This is a genomic window from Arthrobacter sp. D5-1 (genome assembly GCF_017357425.1).
GTDB lineage: Bacteria > Actinomycetota > Actinomycetes > Actinomycetales > Micrococcaceae > Arthrobacter.
On the sequence record NZ_CP014571.1, the window covers coordinates 558485 to 579577 of the forward strand.

Sequence of the window (21093 nt, forward strand, 5' to 3'; positions counted from 1 at the left end):
GAGTGCGTGTACCGGTGCCACCCACTTTGATTCGCCTTGATTCGTCGCAGAAGCCGACGCACCGTAATTCTCAGCGTGTCAAAGGTCATAGCCGCTCAAAGTAAGTCGAGACGGCACGAAGACTGCCCTCTACCTCCGCCCACGCGCTTCGCACACTCACTTTATTAGTCGGTGTTCGCGCCTGGGCAGCCCCAGGAGTTGGGGTTTTCCTGGCAGGTGTCGGCGACGAGTGCTCTTTCTGTTTTCCAGACGTGGATGGTTTTGGCCGGCGTGGTGATGTGGAGGGTTCCGTTGATGGGTAGGGGTGGGCCGTTGTTGACGGAGTAGGTGCCGGTGAAGCTGGTGGTGAGGGTGGCCTGATAGTTGCCGGTTTCGGTGTAGATGTGGCTGGTGCGGGTCTCGCTGCTGAGCCAGTCGGTTTCGGGGATGGAGTAGCCGGCCACCGGGGTGGGGCCGAGCGCGGTGCCGTCGCCGAAGGTGTAGGTGTAGTTGGCCGGTGTTGCGGTGAGGTGGACTGCTTGGCCGAGGATGGTGATGTCGAAGCCTTGTTCTGCGGTGGTGGTGTAGAAGTTGGTGGGTCCGCCTTTGAGGGTGTGCGGGAACGGTTGGGCTTCGAGGGTTCCTGGGTTGACGGGTAGTTGTTGGAAGTCGGTCAGGATGCGGGCGGCGATGTTGGCCAGGACGTTCTCGGGCTGGGCGTCGTAGAGACAGGTGGGTCCGCTGACCGGGATCCAGTCTGTCCAGCCTGGGTTGGTAATGGCTTTGGGGGCTTCCTTCCAGATGACCGGGGTGCCTGTTTCGCTGTTGGATGCGGTGGCTGGACACTCGAGGGCATCGCAACCGGGGTCCTTGGTGTCGGGCCCATCGGCACGGCAATGAACATCGGCCATGTACTGATTTGGATCCTCCGTGGCGGCAGGCGAACCCAGATTCATTGAGGGCCTACCGGTTACTGGATCGATGGTGAACTTTGCGTTGATATTAATGGCCGTGTCGTGTTTTCCGATGCTGACTCGAGGTTCATCTTTTGCAAACGCCGAGGGACCTTCGAGAACAGCGTGCGCGGTTATGGCGGCGAGGAAGACATGGCTCCATCCAAATGGCTTCACAGCTAACCGACAATCAGTCCGTTGTCGGTGACCTGCCACTTGCCGTCCCGATAGCTGAGCATGACCGCCTCGGCAGTGTTGTACGCGGGCGTCATTTCCTGCCCCGAGCTACCGTCTGCATCGAAGTACTGAATGCGCTCTTGGAGCACCTGCACTTTTGCCGACTGTTGGTCTGACGCCTCTTTCCAGAGGACTTCTATGACCGGAGTGGTTATCCGGCCGCCCACTACCCAGCGCCCATTTATGTAATTGAGCTCTACAGCCTTCTTGTACGCAGCGCCCGACTCTGTAGTTGTGTCTGTGGACGCTATCCATGCAGTTAGGTCGCCAGTTTCTGTTGCGTAGGAGTACGTCGCGTACCAGTACCCAATGAACGCTTCCAGCCCCGCCTTCGAGTACTCCTTCGCCAACTCGGGCATCACGGGGACCGGCACGTTCTGCGCTTTTCCTTTGGCATCCGCGGGTTTGTACACGGCGGACGCTGGCGGGCTACCCGGGGTGCCCGGAGTAGCCGAAGCTGCCGGAGCGGCAGTGCTTATTGTGGGAGACGCCGTCGTCGAGCCTGTTTCGGAGGGTGGGCCGCTGGGCGTAGAGGCGCCTTGGCAACCCGTGAGGAGAAGGGCCAGGACTACAAGAAAAGTGGCAAACGATAGGCGTGGCATGACAGGCTCCCCAGCAGCTGTTTTGGCGGTGTGTCGGCCAGTCTAGGTGGGGCAATGGAGCCCAAGACAGTCACGAATGGGGCGTTGTGGATAACCCTGCTCCGTTCACAGCAGGGCGCTGGGCCTATTCTGACCTCACCGGCCCTTCTCGCTGCCACCCTCACGCTCAGTGCCTGTTCGATGCCGGCACCTCTTGCGCGGTCGTCACCCAATGCGTCGTCGGCGGCTCCGGCTGCGGAAGTGGGCACCAGCTCTGCCCCAACCACAGTTGGCGGGGCTGTGGGCGGCAACCCGGAGGACATCGAAAAAGCTAAGCAGGAACCGTCCCGGACGCAGGGCAAAGTGCGGGAAGAGTTGAAGGCGTCTGTCGAAAAGTTGAGGGCCTTCACGGAGGCAGCCGGCTCGGACCTCAGCAAGTATGGTGACGGGCAGTTCGAAGAGCTGATGAAGCCTATCCAGGACTGGATGGAAAGAACTGCCAGTAGTCGCCGCCGCGCGCACTCCCTTCTCTCCGACGCTTCTCCCAAAGCGTCGGAGCTAGACGCTAGGGTGGTACTCAAGAGAAGGGGAGTGCTCCATGGAAGACCAGAACGTGCAGCTTGATCCTGTGCCCGGGGGCGAGATCCTGGGTACTGGACGCACCATCATCTCCGAGGCGGCGGTTGCCAAGGTTGCCGGCATTGCGGCCCGCACGGTACCGGGCGTCTACTCGTTGGGTTCGGGTCCGTCCCGTGCGCTCGGTGCGATCCGCGACGCCGTCGGGAGTTCCGACCACGCAGCAGGCGTGCGCGCGGAAGTCGGCGAGACCCAAGTAGCCGTGGACATCAATCTCGTTGCCCTCTACGGGCACCCCCTGCACACTGTTGCCAACCAGGTCCGGAGTGCCGTTTTCCGCGCTGTTGAAGAACTTGTGGGCCTCCAGGTCATTGAGGTCAACATCGAGATCAATGACGTCTACGTGGCTCCGCCGGTCAAACCTGCGGGAAGCAAGCCAGCCGTCATGGAAAGGGAGGTACTCCAGTGAGCATGACCGTTGTTGGAATCGCGATCGGCGCCTTCGTAGCATTCATGTCCCTTTCCTTTGGACTGTGGGGATTCCTGATCTCACTGCTCTTCATGGGCATCGGAGCGCTGCTCGGCAGGGCCGCCGACGGAAAACTGGATCTCCGCAGCGTCCTGGACGCCATTACGGGCCGGCGCTCTTCGTCATGAGCGTGGCTGAGGCTGTGGACTCCACCAGCAGCCTGGCCGGCCACAACCGGATCAGTACCCAGGCTTTGACATCCTTGGCGCGCGCCGCCGCCTCCGAGGCTCTCGGCGTTGAGGCCCATGACATCCGCGCTGATTGGGCGGACGACGACGGCCTGCTGGCTTTGTCGATCGTGGCACCCATCAGCATCCCGGCTTTGACCGAGGTCCTGCGGGACCCGTCGCGCGTCCAAGGCTTCGGCGGCTCCATCTGGGACCGTGCAGTTGCTGCCAAGGCCGCTGTTCTTGAAACGGTCACACGACTCAGCGGATCCCAGTTAAGCAGGGTGGACATCAGGATCAGCGGAGCCCACATCACGGAGGGAGGCCGCGTTCAGTGACACAGGACCAGGAAACCCAGGACCGTAAAACCCGGGATCAGCAAGCTCAGTTGGAGGGATTTGCAGGAGCTGGACCGGTGGCCGGCGAAGACCCCGAAATGAGCCGAATCCTGCGCCGTGAAACCCACTCTTCCCGGGCCGCTGCTGCCGCCATTGCCGCCGTCCTGGTCATCGTTCTCTGCCTCTATGCCCTGCTCGAGGCAGGCGTGCGGGCAATCGGTCAACCACCGTGGCTGATCGATCCCACCACTGCGGCTGGGCGCATCATCGCTCTCCCTGAAGGTATTTCCCCACTGTTGCTTGGTGCCAGTGGCGCCGTAGTTGCCATGGTGGGATTGTTCTTCTTCCTGCTCGCAGTGTTGCCCGGCAGGCGTGCCCGTCATCTGCTCAGGGACGCGCGTACCGCCGTCGTGGTTGATGACGAAGTACTCGCCTCAGCGCTGGCACGTCGGGCACGAACTGCTGCGAACGTTACCCAGGAACAGGTCATGGTGATCGTTTCCCGGCAGCTGGTGGTGGTCAATGTGAGGCCTACGTCTGGCAGCCGGGTGAGCGAGGAGGCGGTGCTGGCAGCTGTGCAAGCGGAACTTGAAGAGATGTCTCCCGTACCGATGCCTTCTGTGCGGGTCAACCTGGCGTCGTCGGGGGTGATTGGCGCGTGAACGGAACACCGCGGGCTCTTAACCGTGTGCTGTTGTTCATCATCGGAGCGAAACTCCTGGCCGTAGGAGTGCTTCTCCTGCTGCTGGCCACCGTGCCCGCGGTCGCGGCTTGGTGGCATGGCTGGTCCGCCGCTGCCTGGGCAGGGATGGAAAATGCCTTCCGCCAAACGCGCTTCCCCGGTCGTGAGGAAAGCTGGTTGTGGATTGTGGCCGGGGCCGTCCTGGTGGCCATCATCATCGCCATGATCGCCTGGCTCTCGCAGCAAGGTAAGGGCCGGGCCAACCTCCTGGTCGCCAGCGATGACGACAGCCACATCAACGGAGAAGTACGGATCGGTGGCGGCGTCGCCGAGCAAGCGCTGCGGGCGGCACTCGCTGGGAGGACCGACCTCGCGGCCGCCTCGGTGGCAACCTATGAGGTACGGGGAAGGCCAGGCCTGCGCATCCGCATTCAACCCAGGCAAGGAGTTGCGCCGCACCTACTGGCCGCTGAGATATCACAGCTGGTTGAAGCATTGGACCTGGTCATCGGCCAAAAAACCCCAGTGCTGGTACATATGGTTTCCGGTGCCCGGTCCAGGTTTACCAAGGCGGAGCGGGTCCGCTGATATTGCAGAATGCAACCCCAAGCCCATAAGTTGAATCCAAGGGGGAAAACCTCCATTGGCACGCTACGTCACATATCCGACCGTAAAGAGGAGAACACCATGAGTGAAGAGACCACGGGAGCCGAAGCGGTGAACGGCGCAGCAGGAAACGCCAAGGATACGGCAGGTCAAGTGCTTGGGAATGCCAAGGAATTCGCGGGTGAAGCTGTAGAGAACGTCAAGGAATTCGCCGGTGATGCTGCTGGTAATGTTAAGGAATTCGCAGGTGACGCTGCTGAAAATGTCAAAGAATTCTTCTCCGGCGATGTGGGAGAAAACGCCAAGGAATTAGCGGGGGACGTCGCGGAGAAATCCAAGGAAATTGCCGGAGATGTCGCCGAAAACGTCAAAGAACTGGGTTCGAAAATTGCCGGTTTGCTGAAGGGCGACAAGTAGCAATTCCACAAACGGGATGGCAGTTCGCAGCCGCCGCGGAATTCCGCGCGGAAGTGGACTGCCATCACGCTGTTCGGGTCCAACGGCCGGTTCGAACCTGGCAACCCGGCACGAACCTAGTAACCTGAGGTCCTTACGCTATGGACGGGAGAGCGCAGTGGCTGGAACAACGGTGCTCGACACCACGGTGGCCGGGCTCATGGCCGAGTTGGCGGCGCTGGAAGAGCCCCGTGCGCGGGAAATCAACGAAAAACACGGCGACGACCACGGGGTGAACCTCAGCAAGTTGCGCGCCGTCGCGAAGCGACTGAAAACGCAGCAGGAGCTATCGCGTGAATTGTGGGCCACGGGTGACACCGCGGCCAGGCTTTTGTCCCTGCTGATCTGCCGTCCCAAGGCCTTTGAGCGGGACGAGTTGGATAGCATGCTCCGGGAAGCACGGACCCCCAAGGTGCACGACTGGCTGGTGAATTACGTTGTCAAAAAGAGTCCGCACTCCGAAGCGCTGAGGGTGGCCTGGTTTGCCGACGCCGATCCTGTGGTGGCCAGCGCTGGGTGGGCACTGACATCGGAACGTGTTGTTAAGAAGCCAGACGGACTGGACACTGTGGTCCTGCTGGACATTATCGAGGCCACCATGAAGGACTCGCCGGACCGGCTCCAGTGGGCCATGAACCAATGCCTTGCCATGATCGGGATTGAATTTCCGGAACACCGGGCCAGGGCCCTGGACATCGGTGAGCGTTTGGAGGTCCTGAAGGACTATCCCACGCCGCCCAACTGCACCTCACCGTTTGCGCCCAGCTGGATCAACGAGATGGTACGGCGCCAGGCTGGTAAATGAGCCAGACCGGTAAATGAGGCGGCCCGAATTCAGCCAGACCGGTAAATGAGGCGGCCCGAATTCAGCCTCTGTTACGGTGCATCATCCGGTACGTGAGCTCAGCGAGGAGTTCTTCGTCGGAAAGGTGAGACGCCCGGGCAATGGGAGCTGCAGGGACGGCGACGCGCGGAGGTCCCTGCCGTGGTTCGTCTCCCGAGCGCATGTCGTCGGGAGTGATCATTTCCGGAGCAAACGTCGATTTTCCCTTGAGGACCTCTGAGACGGACCCTGCACGCCATCCCAGCGCATGCTCAAGCTTGCGCTGGTTGATTTCCTGGGTGCGCCGCGTTCCTGATTCCAGGGTCCGGACGGTCTTGATGGCGGTACCTGCCTGCTTGGCCAACTGAACCTGGCTTAATCCCTGGGCCAAGCGTTCTTCTTTGATCAATCGGCCGATGGTCTGCAGTGCTTCAAGTTCATCCACACTTCCTATTTTTCCATAGGCAACATTGGGTAACCAAATCGAAACCGGCTCTGCCCGGCAGGGGTGACCACTCAAATGCCCCTTAACAGAGCCTCGCGGCAGCCTTCCCTTCGAGATCGGCAGGTTACTTGGTATCGATGCGGTTACGTGGCTCTTCGCGGTTGATGGTGAAACAGGTTCCGTGTCTTGAAATCTGAAGGGCTCGTAGCCCTGCTGTGATGGATGTTCTCTACGCATTCATCAAGAGTCAGGAGCTACGAGCCTTGAACGAGCCTACTTCGCCGCGCCCCGATGCTGCCACCGCCATTTTCAACCTGCCCGACTACCGGGTCACCGGCACCGAGGTCCTCGCCTTCGGGCAGCGACGGATCCGCGTCGTGGCCACCGCCGAGGCCGGCTGCCCGTCCTGCGGCGTGATCAGCACCCGCGTGCATTCACGCCGGTCACAACGCCTGCGTGACATCCCTGTCGCCGGCCCGGTCGAAGTGGTCTGGGCCAAGCGGAGGTTCTTCTGCGATGAGTACCTGTGCCCCCGCCGGACATTCACCGAGGAGACAGCCGAGGTACCGCGCCGGGCACGGTCCACCCGCCGGCTCCGTGAGGCCCTGGTGGCCGCCGTGATCGGTTCCGGGAGGGCCGCCGCCGAGGCTGCCTCTTCATTCGGTGTCTCGTGGTGGCTTGTCCAGCGGGCACTGGATTCCGCGGCGCTGACGCTGCCCGATGTCGATGCCCTGGCACCGCGGATGCTCGGCATCGATGAACACCGCTACCGGTCCGTGCGGTTCTTCCGCGACCCTGCCACGAAGGCCTGGAAACGCTACGAACCCTGGATGACCACCATCGTCGATCTCGACACCGGACAAGTCCTCGGGATCGTTGACGGCCGCGACAGCGAGGGGGTAGGAGACTGGCTGTTCGCCCGCCCGCTTCAGTGGCGGCTGGGCGTGCAGGTCGTTGCCATCGACCCCTCGGCGGCGTTCCGCAAGGCCCTGCGGATGTGGCTTCCACGCACCGCTGTCTCAGTCGACGCGTTCCACCTGGTCAAGCTCGGCAACGACATGCTCACCGAAGTCCGGCAACGACTCACCCAGCAGACCCATGGTCGGCGGGGGCGCTCCATCGATCCGGTCTGGGCCAACCGGCGACTGCTCCTGCGCGCCGGGGACACGCTCTCGGATCGGGCCCGGGACAGGCTCAGCAACGTGTTCGCGACCGACGATGTCACCGGGAAGCTGCAGGCCGCGTGGCTGGTCAAGGAACAGCTCCGGGCCCTGCTGACTACCGGCTCTCTTGCCGACGCTGCCGCCGCGAAGGACCGGCTGCAGGTCCTGGTCGAGCGAGCCGCGCAGCCGGAGACGAACCGGCTGTGGCGCACAATCTGCCGGTGGTGGAAAGAGATCGAAGTCCTCATTGTCACCGGTGCGACAACCGCGAAAGTGGAAGCCAACAACACCGCGATAAAACACATAAAGAGGACGGGTCGGGGATTCACCAACGCACGCAACTACAAAACCCGTATCCTGTTGCGCAGTGCCGCCAGAACAGCGGCATGAACATCCCTCACGGCAGAACGTTCACCACGAACCGTGAAGAGCCGGTTACGTTCGGTGTAAGCGCTTGCATTTTGGCGCCCGTTCTAGCTAGTGTGAGCGTCACCACATCAATTGCGCCGCCGAATCACTTGTACTCAGCGAGGAGTCTTTAGCATGAAGAAAACCAAGTACCTGCTACCGGTCGCAGCCGCCGGTGTTCTGGCACTTACCCTTTCCGCCTGTAGCGGAGATGGAGGCGGCGGGGGATCAACCGCAGGCTCGGATGATTGCTCCGCTTACGAAAGCTACGGAAAGCACGACGGCAAGACGGTCTCCGTCTATTCGACGATCGTAGACATTGAGGCAACCAACCTCGAGGAATCCTGGAAGCAGTTCGAAGACTGCACCGGCATCACCATCAAGTACGAGGGCAGCAAGGAATTCGAAACGCAGATCGGCGTTCGTGCCCAGTCCGGTACCGCCCCCGATGTCGGGATCTTCCCGCAGCCCGGCCTCCTTGCCACCCAGGCCCGGGCCGGCTACCTGAAGCCCGCTCCGCAGACCGTTTCCGACCTCGTGGACAAGAACTGGTCCCCGGACTGGAAGAAGTACGGCACCGTTGACGGCAAGTTCTACGCCGCTCCGATGCTGGCCAACGTCAAGGGTTTTGTTTGGTATGCGCCCAAGACCTTCAAGGACAAGGGCTGGGAAGTCCCCAAGACCTGGGACGAAATGATCGAACTGTCCAAGAAGATCGCCGCGGATGACAAGAACATGAAACCGTGGTGCGCTGGTTTCGAATCCGGTGAGGCTACGGGTTGGCCCGGCACGGACTGGATCGAGGACGTGGTTCTGCGCGAACACGGCCCCGAGGTCTACGACCAGTGGATTACCCATCAGATTCCGTTCAACGACCCCAAGATCGTCGATTCCTTCAACAAGGCCGGCGACATCCTGCTCAACCAGGACATGGTTAACGGCGGCTTCGGTGACGTCCGTTCGATCCTGAGCACCGGTTTTGCCCAGGCCGGCCAGCCGGTCCTTGACGGCACCTGCGCCATGCACCACCAGGCCAACTTCCAGGCCGCCAACTGGCCTGCAGGAACCAATGTTGCTGAAGATGGCGATGTCTGGGCCTTCATCACTCCGCCGATCGACGAAAGCAAGGGCAAAGCAGTCACCGGTGGCGGCGAAATGGTGGGCGCCTACAAGGACACCCCTGAGGTCCAGTCCTTCCTGGCATACCTGGCCAGTGCCGACTTCGCCAACAACCGTGTCAAGCTCGGCGGCGTGGTCAGTGCCAACAAGGGCCTGGATCCCGCCAACGCCCAGTCCGACCTCGACAAGCTGACTGTCCAGATCCTCCAGGACCCGGACACCGTCTTCCGTTTCGACGGCTCGGACCTGATGCCGAGTGCCGTAGGTTCCAACTCCTTCTGGAAGGGCATTGTGCAGTGGATCAACGGCACGTCCTCCCAGGAGGTTGCCAACAGCATCGAATCCAGCTGGCCTAAGAGCTAACTCCCAAAGTGCTGCCTCCCCTGGCTGGTTTGCCCAGCCGGGGAGGCAGTGCTTTTCCCGGTACTTAGTGATTCACTCACGCCCCGGAGGTTGGGTATGGAATTTATTGGAGAAAAACTCCTACAAGTAGTGATAGCCCTGGCGATATTCGCAGCGGTCATCGGCCTCATCATGTTGCTGGTGGACAGGGCTCCTAAATCAGTCAAAGACAAGGTCACGGTGGCAGGCTTCCTTGCTCCTGCCGCCATCCTTATGCTCGTGGGCCTGGTCTATCCGGCCATCCGCACGTCAATGCTCGCTTTTACGGACGCCGGCGGAAATGCCAACGGATTCGACAACTTTGTGTGGATGTTCACGCAGCCCGAGGCTCTGACCACGCTCCGGAACACGGTCATCTGGACAGTCCTGGTTCCGCTGCTGTCGACGAGCTTTGGCCTTGCCTACGCTGTGTTCATTGACAAGGCCCGCGGCGAGCGGGTGCTGAAGTCGCTGGTCTTCATGCCGATGGCAATTTCCTTCGTGGGTGCCGGCATCATTTGGAAGCTCGTGTACGACTACCGTGGTCCCAACATCGAGCAGACCGGTGTCATTAACTTCTTCAGGGTTGCCTTGGGGATGGATCCCAAGCAGTTCCTGCTGGATGCCCCGGAAAACACCATCTTCCTCATCATCGTGATGGTCTGGATCCAGACCGGTTTTGCCATGGTGATCTTGTCCGCGGCCATCAAGGGTGTTCCGGTGGAACTCATCGAGGCAGCCCGCTTGGATGGTGCCAACGCATGGCAGCAGTTCCGCAACGTCACCATTCCCGGCATCCGTGGAGCCCTGGTGGTGGTGCTGACCACCATTACCATCGCCACTCTGAAGGTCTTCGACATTGTCCGGACCATGACCGCCGGAAACTACGACACGTCCGTGGTCGCCAACGAAATGTACACGCAGGCCTTCCGCGCCGGTGAGCCGGGACGTGGTGCCGCTTTGGCCCTGATCCTGTTCCTCATGGTGCTGCCCATCGTCGTGTACAACGCTCGAGTCCTTCGCAAGCAAAGGGAGATCCATTGACAGCCACGCCAGCCCCGAAAGAGGCCTCGAAGGCCACCCGGCAGCGTCCTGGATCCGACCCCACAGAGGACGCCCAGCCGATCATGCGGCGCGTCAAGACCAAGCTCACCTCCAAGTGGGCAACGGCGGCAGCGGTCATTATCGCCGTCGTATGGTCTGTGCCGACGTTCGGCCTCTTTGTCACCTCGTTCCGTCCTGCCGCCAAGCAGGTCGGTCCCCGGTCCGACGGCTGGTGGAATGCCTTCGTCGACTGGCAGTTCACGTTCAAGAACTACGCCGACGTCCTGACCCCGGCGGGTTCGCAGTCAGCCAACCTTTCCCAGTACTTCGTCAACTCCATAGCGATCGTCATCCCGGTCACCATCTTCGTGCTGGTGCTGGCATCCATGGCCGCCTATGTGTTCGCTTGGGGAAAGTTCAAGGGCCGCGATGCGTTGTTCATCTTCGTCTTCGCCCTGCAGATCATTCCGCTCCAGATGGCGCTGATTCCGCTCCTGCAGTTCTTCACGCAGACCTTGCAACTCCCGGCTGGTTCATACGCGCAGCTGTGGATCGCCCACACCATGTTCGGCCTTCCGCTGGGCATCTTCCTGCTCCACAACTTCATCTCCGAAATTCCCGGTGAAGTCATCGAGGCAGCAAGGGTGGACGGTGCCGGACACAGCACCATCTTCTGGCGGATTATCCTGCCGCTCTCCGTTCCGGCGCTTGCCTCGCTGGCGATCTTCCAATTCCTGTGGGTCTGGAATGACCTCCTGGTGGCGTTGGTGTTCTCCGGTGGCACGGCGGACGTTGCTCCGATTACGCAGCGCTTGGCGGAGCTCTCGGGTACCCGCGGAGCCAGGGACTACCTGAACCCGGCGGCCGCCTTTGTCTCCATCATTGTCCCGCTGCTGGTCTTCTTCGGCTTGCAGCGCTACTTTGTGCGCGGCCTGCTGTCCGGCGGCCTTAAGGGCTAGAAATTTGAAGCTTCGGTTACGCAGCGCATTACGCGGCTGCGTAACCGAGGGCTTCAAACCACAAACAGACACTTAAGGTATAGGCGGAGCAACGGCGGCCGGAGAGGGGAGCCTGTGTCAAAAACAACGGGTAGATCCCAACGCGGTGGCCATACCGGCGTCAGTATTGAGGACGTCGCTGCAGCTGCCGGAGTCTCGACGGCCACCGTCTCACGGGCCGTGCGGGGGTTACCTCGGGTTTCTCCGGCCACTCGCGAAAGAATCCTCGAAGTAGCCAGTTCACTCGGGTATGTGGCGTCGTCGTCAGCGTCAGGCCTGGCCACCGGCCGTACGCGCACCATCGGTGTGCTGGCCCCTTTCGTGAGCCGTTGGTTCTTCTCAAAGGCCATCGAGGGTGCGGACCGTGAGCTGCATTCCCGCAAGTACAATCTCTCGCTGTTCAACCTGGGGGGCCACGGGAGCAACCGTGAGCGGCTCTTCAGTTCCACCATGGTCTACAAACAAATCGACGCCCTGTTGGTGCTGTGCATGTCCTTGACCGCGGAAGAGCTGGAACACCTCCACAAGATCGATATCCCGCTGGTTGTGGTGGGCGGGCACGTTGAGGATTGTGCGTACATCGGCATCAACGATTACGACGCCGCGTCCACCGCAGTGCGGCACCTCCTGGACCTGGGCCACAAGGACATCGCCCTGCTCCACGGCGACGACGAAACGGACCTGAACTTCGACGTACCCCGCGTGCGTATCCGCGCCTTCCAGGAAGTCATGACCGACGCCGGACTGGAGGTCCGGCCCGAATGGGACCAATGGGGCGATTTCACCGTTGCCAGCGGCCAGCAGGCCTTCAACCGGCTATGGAACCAGCCCGGACGCAAACCGACAGCTATTTTCTGTTCGTCGGACGAGATGGCGATGGGCGTCATTTTTGAGGCCGGCCGCCACGGCGTCAGGGTGCCTCAAGACCTCTCAGTGATCGGCATTGATGATCACGATTTCTCGGCCTCCATTGGCCTGACTACAGTGGGCCAGCGCCCCGACAACCAGGCCGAACTCGCCACGAAAATGCTGCTGGACGAGTTGGACGGCAACCCGGAAGCCGTGCATTCGGAAGTGGCTCCCCACGAGCTGATCGTGCGCGAGACAACCGCCCCACCCGGCGCATAAAGCCGCCGGCTAGGAGGCCCGCGCCAGCTGCCGGATGGGGATCCAGCGCGAGGCGAGCCTCCGGTATGCAGCGGCCGCACCGGTCATGTCGCCCTCGGCGAGGCATTCGATGCCCAACCGCACGTCCATGGGGGACTCGTCCGGATACACCTTGTCTGCCACTGCGCCGTAGTCCAGCTCCACCATGGACTGGATATGAAAGAGTTCCAGCCATTCGGTGAGCTGCGTCAGGTCATCCAACATGTCCAGGTCCGGCGCAGCCAAAGCCAAGTGGGCCACGGCGAAGCGTGCACGGTCCAGGGCCTCCGTGAGGGGAGTCCACACCCGGACGGTGAGAATGCGCCCTTCAGCCTCCACTACGTCCTTGCGGTCCGACTCGGCGAAGAGCGAGAACCAGCTGAACGGGATACCCCACGTTGAGGCCCGGGTATGGACGCGCTTTGCATCTTCCCCGGCATTGATTCGATCGATTCTGACCTGGTGCTTGTCACGTTGCGAGACGGGAATGAGGAGGTCGGCCAAGGGACTGTGCACACCGTCCATGAGCGCGTTGGCTGCCAAGCCAGCCCGAATCACCAGTTGGCTGGGGCAGTAAAGCAACCGTCCGGCGTCGTGCCCTTCCTGGGCCGATGCCGCACTGTGGTGGGACGCGGCAGCTCCGTCCGCCGCGGCTGCTTGGTCTGTTCCAGCTTCGTCCGGCGTTGCCGCGTGACGTCCGGTGGGAACCCGCGTCATGCGCACCAGGTCGGTGCTGCCGGTGGGGAACGGGTCGCCGCCGGAACGTGTGATGCGGCCCAGCGAGGCTTGCAGCTCCGCATTTTCGACGGCGGCCCGGGAACCACTCTTGCTGCCCTTCGCCACGAGCTGGCGCTGCTGTTCGGGCGGGAACGCTTCGAGGGGCTCGTAAATGCGCAGCGATGAAGAGAAGGGCAGCCCTGCCTGGCCCCGATACAGGTTTCCAGTCATATCAGCTGCCCCTTTCGTTAGTGATGTGTACTCAGTTTGCGAGCTCCACGATCACGGGAGCGTGGTCCGAAGCGCCCTTGCCCTTGCGTTCCTCGCGGTCAATGGAGGCGCCGGTGACCCGCGAAGCCAGTGCCGGGGATGCGAGGCAGAAGTCGATCCGCATGCCTTCCTTCTTGGGGAAGCGCAGCTGCGTGTAGTCCCAGTAGGTGTACACGCCGGGGCCCGGAGTGTAGGGACGGACGACGTCGGTAAATCCTGCGGCTTCGAACGCGTGGAAGGCGGCGCGCTCTGGTTCGGAGACGTGGGTGTAGTTGTTGGTGCGGAACAGTTCGATGTCCCACACGTCGTCGTCGAACGGGGCAATGTTCCAGTCACCCATGAGGGCGATCTGCGCAGTGGGATCGGACTTGACCCATTCAGCGGCATGGCCCTGAAGGACATCCAGCCATTTGATCTTGTACGGCATGTGTTCGTCGTCCAGGGAACGGCCGTTGGGGACGTAGAGGCTCCAGATGCGGATGCCGCCGCAGGTAGCGGCGATGGCGCGGGCTTCCTGCGCGGGATCTTTGCCGGCCTTGCCGAACGCAGGCTGGTCCAGGAACGTGCGTTCAACATCTTCCAGCCCCACGCGGGAGGCGATGGCAACACCGTTCCACTGGTTCACACCGAAGTGGGCAACCTCGTAGCCCATACGCTCGAAGAGCTCCCACGGGAAGTTTTCGTCCTTGCACTTGGTCTCCTGAATGGCCAGGACATCGCAGTCGCTTCGCTCAAGCCAGGCTTCAACGCGGTCTGCACGGGCGCGGAGGGAGTTCACATTCCAGGTAGCTATCTTCACAGCCACTAACTTACCGAACTTGGCGCTGAGCGCATCCCCTGACGGCTTTTTACCGCGACCTTAGTGGCCATACAGCGGCTCCGTGTTGGCCAGTTTGCGCAGCCCGATGCCGGAGGCGATGAGCAGCAGGCCCATCACCATCGCGAACCCTGCCAACATCCACACCAGGCTCAGGAAGCCCAAGCCCGGATTCACCAGCACAAAGATGCCGAAAACGGTGGTGATGAGGCCGGTCAGGAACCAGATTCCCCAGTTGCGGACGAAATTCCTGGCGGCCAGGGACAGGACGATTTGCGAGAGACCCAACACCAGGGCCCACAGCCCGATGAGGACGCCCACTGCGGCGGCCGTAATTCCCGGCCAGGCAATGGCCAGGATGCCGGCAGCAATGGAGATCAGGCCGCCCACTATGGTCCAGCGGGACCGGCCTGCGGGGTCGTAGAAGTAATGCGCCACGCTGGTGATGCCGTCAATGATCGCGAAGACCCCGAACATGACAATCACCACGAACGCCGTAGCGCTGGGCAAAGCAATAATCAACAGGCCAAAAACAATGGCGAGGACTCCCCGGACGATCAAAGCCGTTCCCGGGGTTTTGAACATTTTGCGATCCGCTGCGTCCGACATAGGGCCAGAGTAGCCAACCGCGTCTCCTACCGCATCCCCTCGCGGCGGATAGCTGTGGCGATGGCCGCTGCCCGCGTCTCGACGCCCAGTTTGGCGTAGATGTGGGCGAGGTGGGTCTTGACTGTTGCCTCCGAGATGAAGAGACGTTTTCCAAGGTCACGGTTGCTGAGGCCTTCGGTCAGCAGGCTGAGCAGTTCGGCCTCGCGCGGGGTGAGGATTTCGTCCGGGTTCCGCAGTTGTTGGAACAGCCGGGAGGCCACCGGAGCGCTCATCACACTCTTTCCCTGCACAGCTCCTCGAACCGCCGCGAAGATCTCCTCCGGGGCAGCATCCTTGAGCAGATAACCCATGGCGCCGGCGTCTACGGCACGGACGATGTCTGCGTCCGAGTCGTAGGTGGTGAACACAATGATCGCCTGCTTGGGGGTTCGCTGGCGGAGCTGTTTGATGGCTTCGATGCCGTCCATCCCGGCACCCATGGCCAGGTCCATGAGGACGACGTCCGGGGCATGCTGCTGCGCCGCTTCCAGCGCTTCCTCACCGGAGGCGGCTTCCCCGACGACGGCGATATCGGCTTGGGTGCCCAACAGCGCCGTGAGTCCGCTCCGGACTACGGTGTGGTCGTCCACGAGAAGCACGGAAATGCGGGTCACAGGGCCTCCTCCTTTGAGCCATTAGTGGGTTGTGCGGGCGGCCCGACCGGCAGCTGCGCCGCGATGATGGTGCCCTCGTCCGGCGTGCTCTCCACAGACAATTCTCCGCCCAACTGTTCCACGCGTTGCCGCATGGCCCGAAGCCCGTATCCTCCGGCTTCCGACGGCGGAGGTACCGTTCCGGGATCAAAGCCGCGGCCGTCGTCGTACACGTCCAATGTGACCGCAGACGGAAGGTACCCAAGGGTCACGCTGGCGTGGTTCGCGCGGGCATGAAGTTTGATGTTGGCCACTGCGCTCTGGGTGACGCGCAGCAGGGCGTGCCGCACCTCGGAAGGGAGAGGCCGCGGATCTCCGGTGACTTGGACGCGGATGGTCTCCACATATTGCCGTGCTGCGTGCTCCAGGGCCTCGGGGAGGGGCCCGGATTCCAGGCCGGGCGCGGAGAGTTCGTGTACCAGGCTGCGGGTATCGGCGAGGTTGCGTCGCAACAGATCCGCAGCTTTGCGCACATCCTGGTTCGAAGCAGGAGCGGGCCAGGAGCGTTGGGCTGCTTCGAGGAGGAGAAGGCTGCTGGCCAGGCCCTGGGTGACGGTGTCGTGGATTTCCCGGGAAACACGCTCGCGCTCGGCGGCGACTCCGGCTTGCCTCTCGCCGGCGGCAAGCCGTTCCTGGTCGCGCTCAATCTTGTCGTAAATCAACGTGAGCAGGGCGCCCGCGGCGAGCGGACCCAGCAGCATCGCGATGTCTGTCCAATCGCTCATCCGGAAGAGTCCGACGGCGGTGGCGGCCGCCGTCGCGCCCCCCGCCACATAGGCCGCCCACCCGCGGAAAGCGGTCCGGGTAAGGAAAAAGATAGCGAAGGAACACCACGCGAAGCTGGGGGCGGCGATGACGAGCGCCGCCCACGCCGCCACCAGGACGATCATCCACGGAATCCATAGCCGGCGAGGCTGGCCGGGTTGCCGCCGGCCACGTTCCCGTCGCCGGGCCAGCACTGCTGTGACCGTGTAAAGGACACAGACGGTTCCAGCCAACGCCACTGTCCAGAGGTTGTCGGCGGGGGAGTGCCGCATGACGTAGCGGACCGCTGAAGCGACCATCAGGACGGCGAAGCCCAGATGCACCACAGCATCGATCCGGCCATCGAAGCGAATGCTCGGCGCCGGCTGTGGAGGGGCAGTTGGCATCTTCCCATGCTAGATCCCGCGCGGGCATTGGTCTCTCCACCTTTTGGCTGATACCGATGACGGAAAGGCTGAGCCCGGGAACGGCGACCGGGCGATGTGGCGTTGAGGACGTCCGCGGAAGCATGGAGATGTACCCGATACGAACCACTGCACCCGACGCTCACCACTAGGAGAACCCCGTGAAGAAGTCCCGTAAGATGATCGCCGCCGCCGCTGCCGGAGCGCTGCTGCTCACCGGTGGTGTGACTGCCGTGGCCAACGCAGTGTCACCCGCAGCTGCGCCGGCTGCCGCACAGGCCGCCCCCGTGAAAGTTGCCGCAGAAGTACAGCCGGCACCGGAGAACGTCGTAGCCCAGAACCGTATCTCCGTGGGTGCTTCGAGCGCCGCCGTCAACGCCGCGCTCGCCAAGTGCCAGGCAGACAAACTGCCGTTCGTCACCGTGGCCCTGGTTGACCGTTTCGGCACCGTCCAGGCACTCCTTCGCGGTGACAACGCCGCCGAGCACACCATCGAAGCCGCCAAGCAGAAGGCCTACACGGCCGCAGCCTTCGGTGCTCCCACCAGCGAGCTCGCCAAGCGCATCAACGGCAACGGCCCGTCCATCGCCGACCTCCCCGGCACCCTGTTCCTGGCCGGCGGCGTCCCGCTCAAGGTCAACGGCGTGTCGGTGGCCGGCATCGGAGTCGGCGGAGCACCCGACGGCGCACTCGACGAAGCCTGCGCCACGGCCGGTGCTGAAGCCTTGGCCGCGGCAGCAAAGTAGCCTCGACGGTATGAGTTCCATGAAGGCGCGCGGCCTGGCCGGTTCGGTGATCGGTGCAAGCGTACTGGTCGCCGGGCTCATGGCTGGCTGCGCGCCGTCGCCCCCGCCGTCCGTCACAGCCAGTCCGGGCACGACGGCGGCCTTACCGTCCGGCGGTCCGGTCCCGACTCCCGCAGCCCCCCACTCGACCGCAGCGTCGACCCCAAGTCCCGGCCCGGCGTCGTCGGCTGCTGTGCCTCCCCGACTGTCACCCGAGGCCCAGAGGGAAACCGACCGACTCCTGATCCTCGCCGCGAAAGCCAATGACGCTGCGAGGGTTCGTGAACTCATCGCGGCCGGCGGAAACGTCAATGCCAAGGACGATATCCAGGACTCCGCCTTCCTCTACGCGGGTGCGGAGGGTTTCAACGAGGTCCTGCAGCTGACCTTGACCGCGGGCGCGGATGTTCGCAGCACCAACAGATACGGCGGCACGGCGCTGATCCCTGCGAGCGAGCACGGGCACACGGAAACTGTCCGGATTCTGATCGCAGCAGGTGTGCCCGTAGACCACATCAACAACCTGGGCTGGACTGCCATGCAGGAAGCCATCCTGCTCAACAACGGGGGACCGAACCAGCAGGACGTGGTCCGGCAACTTCTTGCAGCCGGTGCCAACCCAAATATCCGCGACCCCCAAGGCCGAACCGCCCTGCAGAACGCAGAGCGGCTCGGGTTTACGGAGATCGCGACGCTGATCCGGAACCGGTAACTACACGGCTTCCAGCACGCTCACGTAGTTGGCGATGCCGACGCCGCCCATGTTCTGCACGGCACCGCGCCGTGCGTTCGGAAGTTGCATGACCCCCGCAGTGCCCGTGAGTTGCATGGCCGCGATGACATGCTGCGACACGCCCGTGGCGCCCACGGGGTGTCCCTTGGCCTTGAGCCCGCCGGAGACGTTGACGGGCAGCTTCCCGTCCTTGTATACCCAACCCTCCTGGACAGCGCGCGCCCCTTCGCCGCGAGGTGTGAGCCCCATGGCCTCGTACATGATGAGCTCGGCGATGGTGAAGCAGTCGTGCACCTCGGCGAAGTCCAGGCCCTCAAGGCCCACACCAGCCATGCCCAGCGCACGCTCCCACGAAGCCCTGGTGGCGGCAAACTCGGTGGGATCCCGCTTCTCCGCGGGGAAGAAGTCGTTCGCGTGACCAAACCCGGCAAGGCGCACAGGTGCCGTAGCGCCGCCGGTCGCCGACGTTGACAGCACGACGGCGGCGGCACCGTCCGAGACCGGCGAACAGTCCGTGCGGCGCAAAGGCTCGGCCACCATGGGGTTCTTCTCGGAAATGGTCCGGCAGAATTCCTCGCCGAAGTCGCGATGCATCTGGGCGTACGGGTTGTCCATGCCGTTCCGGTGATTCTTGGCGGCAATGGAACCCAGGACATCGCCGAGGCCGCCGGGGTACTTCTCGGCGTCGATGCCGGAACCGTAGCGCTTCCCGTAATGCTTGGCCACCTCCGCGAACAGGCCCGTGAATCCTGTGGAGGACGCCTTGCCCGCCATCTCGTACGAAGCGCCCAGGAGGGCTGCCCCCACCACATCCGCTCCGGCGTCGGTCATCTTCTCTGCGCCGATCACCAGGACGTTGCGCGCGGTTCCGGCGAGGACAGCCTTGACGCCCTGCTGGAAGGCAGCCGATCCGGAAGCGCACGCGTTCTCAGTGCGGGTAGCCGGAACGTTGGCCAAGTCCGCTGAAAGCTGGAGGGCCAGGGACGACGTGAAGCCCAAAGGCTGCATGCCGGAGTTGAACTGGCCGAGGTAGATCTCGTCAATGTCCTTGGGGTCGAGTCCCGAATTCCGAATGGCTTCGCCGGCCACCTGGACGATCAGCGACTCCAAGGTGTCATCCGTGAGCTTGCCGAACTTGCTGTGTCCCCATCCAGTGAGCAGGATGTCTTTGCCGAACTGGTCTTTCAGGCTCATGCGTTGGCTCCTTCAAGCGTCTGTTCTTCAGAGGTGAGCGCTTCCGTGAACTCTGCGTCCGTCTTGCTGCGGAGCTCCTCCACCGTGACGCCCGGGGCGAGGCGGGTCAGCAGAAGGCGGGTGCCGCCGTCGTGCGTTTCTTCGATGTCAAAAACGGCGAGGTCCGTGATGATCCGGTCAACGCACCGGAGGCCCGTCAGCGGCAAAGTACATTCGCGGACGATCTTGGCCGTGCCGTCCTTGGCATTGTGCTCCGTGAGTACCACCACACGCGGTGTTCCGGCCACCAGGTCCATGGCACCGCCCATGCCCTTGACCATCTTGCCGGGGATGGTCCAGTTGGCGAGGTCGCCGGACCCGGAGACCTGCATGGCACCCAGGATGGCCACCTTCACGTGACCGCCGCGAATCATGCCGAACGAAGTAGCGGAGTCGAAGATGCTGCCGCCGGGGGTGATGGTGACGGTCTGCTTGCCTGCGTTAATAAGGTCGGCGTCTTCCTCGCCCTCATACGGGAACGGGCCCATGCCGAGCAGGCCATTCTCGCTCTGGAGGACCACCCGCACGCCGTCGGGCAGGTTGTTGGCCACCAGCGTGGGGATGCCGATGCCGAGGTTGACGTAGTCGCCGTCGTTCAGTTCTTCGGCCGCGATGGCGGCCATCTGGTCACGTGTCCATGCCATGGTGAATGCTCCTTTTGCTTCTAAACCGTGAGGGCTTCGGCACGCTGCCGGACCGTGCGCTGTTCGATGTCCTTAACCCGTGCGGTGGCCAGGACCAGCCCTTGCACGTAAACGCCGGGGGTCACAATGTGGTTGGGGTCCAGCCCGCCCGGCTGCACAATGACTTCGGCCTCGGCGATGGTGACTTTCCCGGCAGTAGCCACCACAGGGTTGAAGTTGCGGGCGGTGTAGCGGTAGATCAGGTTGCCGTCCGTGTCGGCCGTGTGGGCGTGAACCAGCGCGACGTCGGCGGTGATGGCGCGCTCGCGGACGTACGTGACGCCGTCGAACTCTTCCAGGGGCTTGCCTTCGGCAACCAAAGTTCCCACACCGGTGCGCGTGTAGAAGGCGGGGATGCCGGCGCCGCCGGCGCGGAGGCGTTCAGCCAGGGTGCCTTGCGGCGTGAATTCGACCTCGAGTTTCCCCGCAAGGTACTGCTCGGCGAAAAGTTTGTTCTCGCCCACATAGGAAGCTATGACCTTCCGGACCTGGCCGGCCTCGATCAGGACGCCTAGACCCTTGCCATCCACCCCCATGTTGTTGGAAACGATGGTGAGGTCCTTGGCACCCGATTCCCGGACGGCATCGATCAGGTCTGCGGGGATTCCGCTCAGGCCGAAGCCCCCGACGGCGATGGTCAGGCCGTCTGCCATCAGGTTCTGCAGCGCTTGGGCTGCGCTCGCGTACATGGTGGACATTCCGAACTCCTCGTCGAGCTTTAGATGGTGCGTCCACTTTGTGGACTTCGTTCACT

Annotated in this window: 26 protein-coding genes; 15 read left to right on the top strand and 11 right to left on the bottom strand. The window is 62.7% G+C overall.

Annotation, left to right across the window (positions count from 1 at the left end):
* Positions 1–164: 164 nt before the first annotated feature.
* Both AYX22_RS02735 and AYX22_RS02740 read right to left on the bottom strand, forming a co-directional pair.
* Entirely contained in the window at positions 165–890 is a 726-nt protein-coding gene (locus AYX22_RS02735) for a PKD domain-containing protein (RefSeq protein WP_242703498.1), read from the bottom strand.
* Between the two features lie 221 nt (positions 891–1111).
* Positions 1112–1771, bottom strand: coding sequence for a DUF6318 family protein (locus AYX22_RS02740; protein ID WP_207596019.1), 660 nt, complete (start codon positions 1769–1771; stop codon positions 1112–1114).
* A 279-nt stretch (positions 1772–2050) separates the two neighbouring features.
* On the opposite strand from AYX22_RS02740, the gene AYX22_RS02745 reads away from it, so the two are divergent.
* The 8 genes from AYX22_RS02745 (at position 2051) to AYX22_RS02780 (ending at position 5909) form a co-directional block, all read left to right on the top strand.
* Positions 2051–2374: a hypothetical protein gene (locus AYX22_RS02745; protein ID WP_207596020.1), complete on the top strand. Its 324-nt coding sequence runs from the start codon at positions 2051–2053 to the stop codon at positions 2372–2374.
* Complete coding sequence (locus tag AYX22_RS02750) at positions 2349–2795, top strand: Asp23/Gls24 family envelope stress response protein (RefSeq protein ID WP_207596021.1); 447 nt, start codon at positions 2349–2351, stop codon at positions 2793–2795. The genes AYX22_RS02745 and AYX22_RS02750 overlap by 26 nt, the downstream gene beginning before the upstream one ends.
* Positions 2792–2983: a DUF2273 domain-containing protein gene (locus AYX22_RS02755; RefSeq protein WP_089593421.1), complete on the top strand. Its 192-nt coding sequence runs from the start codon at positions 2792–2794 to the stop codon at positions 2981–2983. The genes AYX22_RS02750 and AYX22_RS02755 overlap by 4 nt, the downstream gene beginning before the upstream one ends.
* The gene (locus tag AYX22_RS02760; RefSeq protein WP_207596022.1) at positions 2980–3360 is read left to right on the top strand and encodes a hypothetical protein; all 381 of its coding nucleotides are present in this window, start codon (positions 2980–2982) and stop codon (positions 3358–3360) included. The genes AYX22_RS02755 and AYX22_RS02760 overlap by 4 nt, the downstream gene beginning before the upstream one ends.
* Positions 3357–4022 (top strand): DUF6286 domain-containing protein, encoded by a 666-nt coding sequence (locus AYX22_RS02765; protein WP_207596023.1) that lies wholly within the window; start codon positions 3357–3359, stop codon positions 4020–4022. The genes AYX22_RS02760 and AYX22_RS02765 overlap by 4 nt, the downstream gene beginning before the upstream one ends.
* Positions 4019–4630: a hypothetical protein gene (locus AYX22_RS02770; RefSeq protein ID WP_207596024.1), complete on the top strand. Its 612-nt coding sequence runs from the start codon at positions 4019–4021 to the stop codon at positions 4628–4630. Before AYX22_RS02765 ends, AYX22_RS02770 begins: the two co-directional genes overlap by 4 nt.
* Before the next feature lie 99 nt (positions 4631–4729).
* Positions 4730–5065 (top strand): hypothetical protein, encoded by a 336-nt coding sequence (locus AYX22_RS02775; protein WP_207596025.1) that lies wholly within the window; start codon positions 4730–4732, stop codon positions 5063–5065.
* A gap of 199 nt (positions 5066–5264) precedes the next feature.
* Entirely contained in the window at positions 5265–5909 is a 645-nt protein-coding gene (locus tag AYX22_RS02780) for a DNA alkylation repair protein (RefSeq protein WP_242703608.1), read from the top strand.
* 61 nt (positions 5910–5970) lie between these two features.
* Here AYX22_RS02780 and AYX22_RS02785 read toward each other — a convergent pair whose 3' ends face one another.
* Positions 5971–6372 carry a helix-turn-helix transcriptional regulator gene (locus tag AYX22_RS02785; protein ID WP_207596026.1) on the bottom strand — a complete coding sequence of 134 codons (402 nt, stop codon included), beginning with the start codon at positions 6370–6372 and terminating at the stop codon, positions 5971–5973.
* A 218-nt stretch (positions 6373–6590) separates the two neighbouring features.
* On the opposite strand from AYX22_RS02785, the gene AYX22_RS02790 reads away from it, so the two are divergent.
* The 5 genes from AYX22_RS02790 (at position 6591) to AYX22_RS02810 (ending at position 12613) form a co-directional block, all read left to right on the top strand.
* Entirely contained in the window at positions 6591–7925 is a 1335-nt protein-coding gene (locus AYX22_RS02790; RefSeq protein WP_231941989.1) for an ISL3 family transposase, read from the top strand.
* Positions 7926–8078: 153 nt separating this feature from the next.
* Complete coding sequence (locus tag AYX22_RS02795; RefSeq protein ID WP_089593427.1) at positions 8079–9425, top strand: extracellular solute-binding protein; 1347 nt, start codon at positions 8079–8081, stop codon at positions 9423–9425.
* Positions 9426–9521: 96 nt separating this feature from the next.
* On the top strand, positions 9522–10487 hold the full coding sequence (locus AYX22_RS02800) for a sugar ABC transporter permease (RefSeq protein WP_207596027.1): 966 nt from the start codon (positions 9522–9524) through the stop codon (positions 10485–10487).
* Positions 10484–11446 (top strand): carbohydrate ABC transporter permease, encoded by a 963-nt coding sequence (locus AYX22_RS02805; protein WP_089593429.1) that lies wholly within the window; start codon positions 10484–10486, stop codon positions 11444–11446. The genes AYX22_RS02800 and AYX22_RS02805 overlap by 4 nt, the downstream gene beginning before the upstream one ends.
* 114 nt (positions 11447–11560) lie before the next feature.
* Positions 11561–12613, top strand: a complete 1053-nt coding sequence (locus tag AYX22_RS02810) for a LacI family DNA-binding transcriptional regulator (RefSeq protein ID WP_207596028.1) — start codon at positions 11561–11563, stop codon at positions 12611–12613.
* Positions 12614–12622: 9 nt separating this feature from the next.
* Here AYX22_RS02810 and AYX22_RS02815 read toward each other — a convergent pair whose 3' ends face one another.
* The 5 genes from AYX22_RS02815 to AYX22_RS02835 are packed head-to-tail and all read right to left on the bottom strand — an operon-like array spanning position 12623 to position 16887.
* Positions 12623–13579 (bottom strand): hypothetical protein, encoded by a 957-nt coding sequence (locus AYX22_RS02815; protein WP_207596029.1) that lies wholly within the window; start codon positions 13577–13579, stop codon positions 12623–12625.
* A gap of 31 nt (positions 13580–13610) precedes the next feature.
* On the bottom strand, positions 13611–14417 hold the full coding sequence (locus tag AYX22_RS02820) for an exodeoxyribonuclease III (protein ID WP_089597124.1): 807 nt from the start codon (positions 14415–14417) through the stop codon (positions 13611–13613).
* A gap of 60 nt (positions 14418–14477) precedes the next feature.
* Positions 14478–15044 carry a DUF308 domain-containing protein gene (locus AYX22_RS02825; RefSeq protein ID WP_207596030.1) on the bottom strand — a complete coding sequence of 189 codons (567 nt, stop codon included), beginning with the start codon at positions 15042–15044 and terminating at the stop codon, positions 14478–14480.
* Between the two features lie 26 nt (positions 15045–15070).
* Positions 15071–15697: a response regulator transcription factor gene (locus tag AYX22_RS02830; protein ID WP_207596031.1), complete on the bottom strand. Its 627-nt coding sequence runs from the start codon at positions 15695–15697 to the stop codon at positions 15071–15073.
* Positions 15694–16887, bottom strand: coding sequence for a sensor histidine kinase (locus tag AYX22_RS02835; protein ID WP_207596032.1), 1194 nt, complete (start codon positions 16885–16887; stop codon positions 15694–15696). The genes AYX22_RS02830 and AYX22_RS02835 overlap by 4 nt, the downstream gene beginning before the upstream one ends.
* A gap of 179 nt (positions 16888–17066) precedes the next feature.
* Between AYX22_RS02835 and AYX22_RS02840 the strand changes: the two genes are divergently transcribed.
* A complete protein-coding gene (locus AYX22_RS02840) occupies positions 17067–17651 on the top strand; it encodes a heme-binding protein (RefSeq protein ID WP_207596033.1) in 585 nt (194 codons plus the stop codon).
* Between the two features lie 10 nt (positions 17652–17661).
* Positions 17662–18402 (top strand): ankyrin repeat domain-containing protein, encoded by a 741-nt coding sequence (locus tag AYX22_RS02845; protein ID WP_242703499.1) that lies wholly within the window; start codon positions 17662–17664, stop codon positions 18400–18402.
* Here the strand turns inward: AYX22_RS02845 and AYX22_RS02850 are convergent, their stop codons facing one another.
* Genes AYX22_RS02850 through AYX22_RS02860 form a run of 3 tightly spaced genes read right to left on the bottom strand, consistent with a single transcriptional unit; the run spans position 18403 to position 21037 of the window.
* Positions 18403–19617: an acetyl-CoA acetyltransferase gene (locus AYX22_RS02850; protein WP_207596034.1), complete on the bottom strand. Its 1215-nt coding sequence runs from the start codon at positions 19615–19617 to the stop codon at positions 18403–18405.
* Entirely contained in the window at positions 19614–20300 is a 687-nt protein-coding gene (locus AYX22_RS02855) for a CoA transferase subunit B (RefSeq protein WP_207596035.1), read from the bottom strand. Before AYX22_RS02855 ends, AYX22_RS02850 begins: the two co-directional genes overlap by 4 nt.
* Positions 20301–20320: 20 nt before the next feature.
* Complete coding sequence (locus tag AYX22_RS02860) at positions 20321–21037, bottom strand: CoA transferase subunit A (RefSeq protein ID WP_207596036.1); 717 nt, start codon at positions 21035–21037, stop codon at positions 20321–20323.
* Positions 21038–21093 lie beyond the last annotated feature (56 nt).

Excerpts from the sequence above, each read along its gene's own strand:
- AYX22_RS02790 (WP_231941989.1), top strand. The coding sequence starts at position 6,591 with ATGGATGTTCTCTACGCATTCATCAAGAGTCAGGAGCTACGAGCCTTG.
- AYX22_RS02860 (WP_207596036.1), bottom strand. The coding sequence starts at position 21,037 with ATGTCCACCATGTACGCGAGCGCAGCCCAAGCGCTGCAGAACCTGATG.
- AYX22_RS02835 (WP_207596032.1), bottom strand. The coding sequence starts at position 16,887 with ATGCCAACTGCCCCTCCACAGCCGGCGCCGAGCATTCGCTTCGATGGC.
- AYX22_RS02855 (WP_207596035.1), bottom strand. The coding sequence starts at position 20,300 with ATGGCATGGACACGTGACCAGATGGCCGCCATCGCGGCCGAAGAACTG.
- AYX22_RS02850 (WP_207596034.1), bottom strand. The coding sequence starts at position 19,617 with ATGAGCCTGAAAGACCAGTTCGGCAAAGACATCCTGCTCACTGGATGG.
- AYX22_RS02775 (WP_207596025.1), top strand. The coding sequence starts at position 4,730 with ATGAGTGAAGAGACCACGGGAGCCGAAGCGGTGAACGGCGCAGCAGGA.
- AYX22_RS02735 (WP_242703498.1), bottom strand. The coding sequence starts at position 890 with ATGGCCGATGTTCATTGCCGTGCCGATGGGCCCGACACCAAGGACCCC.
- AYX22_RS02815 (WP_207596029.1), bottom strand. The coding sequence starts at position 13,579 with ATGACTGGAAACCTGTATCGGGGCCAGGCAGGGCTGCCCTTCTCTTCA.
- AYX22_RS02800 (WP_207596027.1), top strand. The coding sequence starts at position 9,522 with ATGGAATTTATTGGAGAAAAACTCCTACAAGTAGTGATAGCCCTGGCG.
- AYX22_RS02825 (WP_207596030.1), bottom strand. The coding sequence starts at position 15,044 with ATGTCGGACGCAGCGGATCGCAAAATGTTCAAAACCCCGGGAACGGCT.
- AYX22_RS02845 (WP_242703499.1), top strand. The coding sequence starts at position 17,662 with ATGAGTTCCATGAAGGCGCGCGGCCTGGCCGGTTCGGTGATCGGTGCA.
- AYX22_RS02740 (WP_207596019.1), bottom strand. The coding sequence starts at position 1,771 with ATGCCACGCCTATCGTTTGCCACTTTTCTTGTAGTCCTGGCCCTTCTC.
- AYX22_RS02795 (WP_089593427.1), top strand. The coding sequence starts at position 8,079 with ATGAAGAAAACCAAGTACCTGCTACCGGTCGCAGCCGCCGGTGTTCTG.
- AYX22_RS02760 (WP_207596022.1), top strand. The coding sequence starts at position 2,980 with ATGAGCGTGGCTGAGGCTGTGGACTCCACCAGCAGCCTGGCCGGCCAC.
- AYX22_RS02780 (WP_242703608.1), top strand. The coding sequence starts at position 5,265 with ATGGCCGAGTTGGCGGCGCTGGAAGAGCCCCGTGCGCGGGAAATCAAC.
- AYX22_RS02750 (WP_207596021.1), top strand. The coding sequence starts at position 2,349 with ATGGAAGACCAGAACGTGCAGCTTGATCCTGTGCCCGGGGGCGAGATC.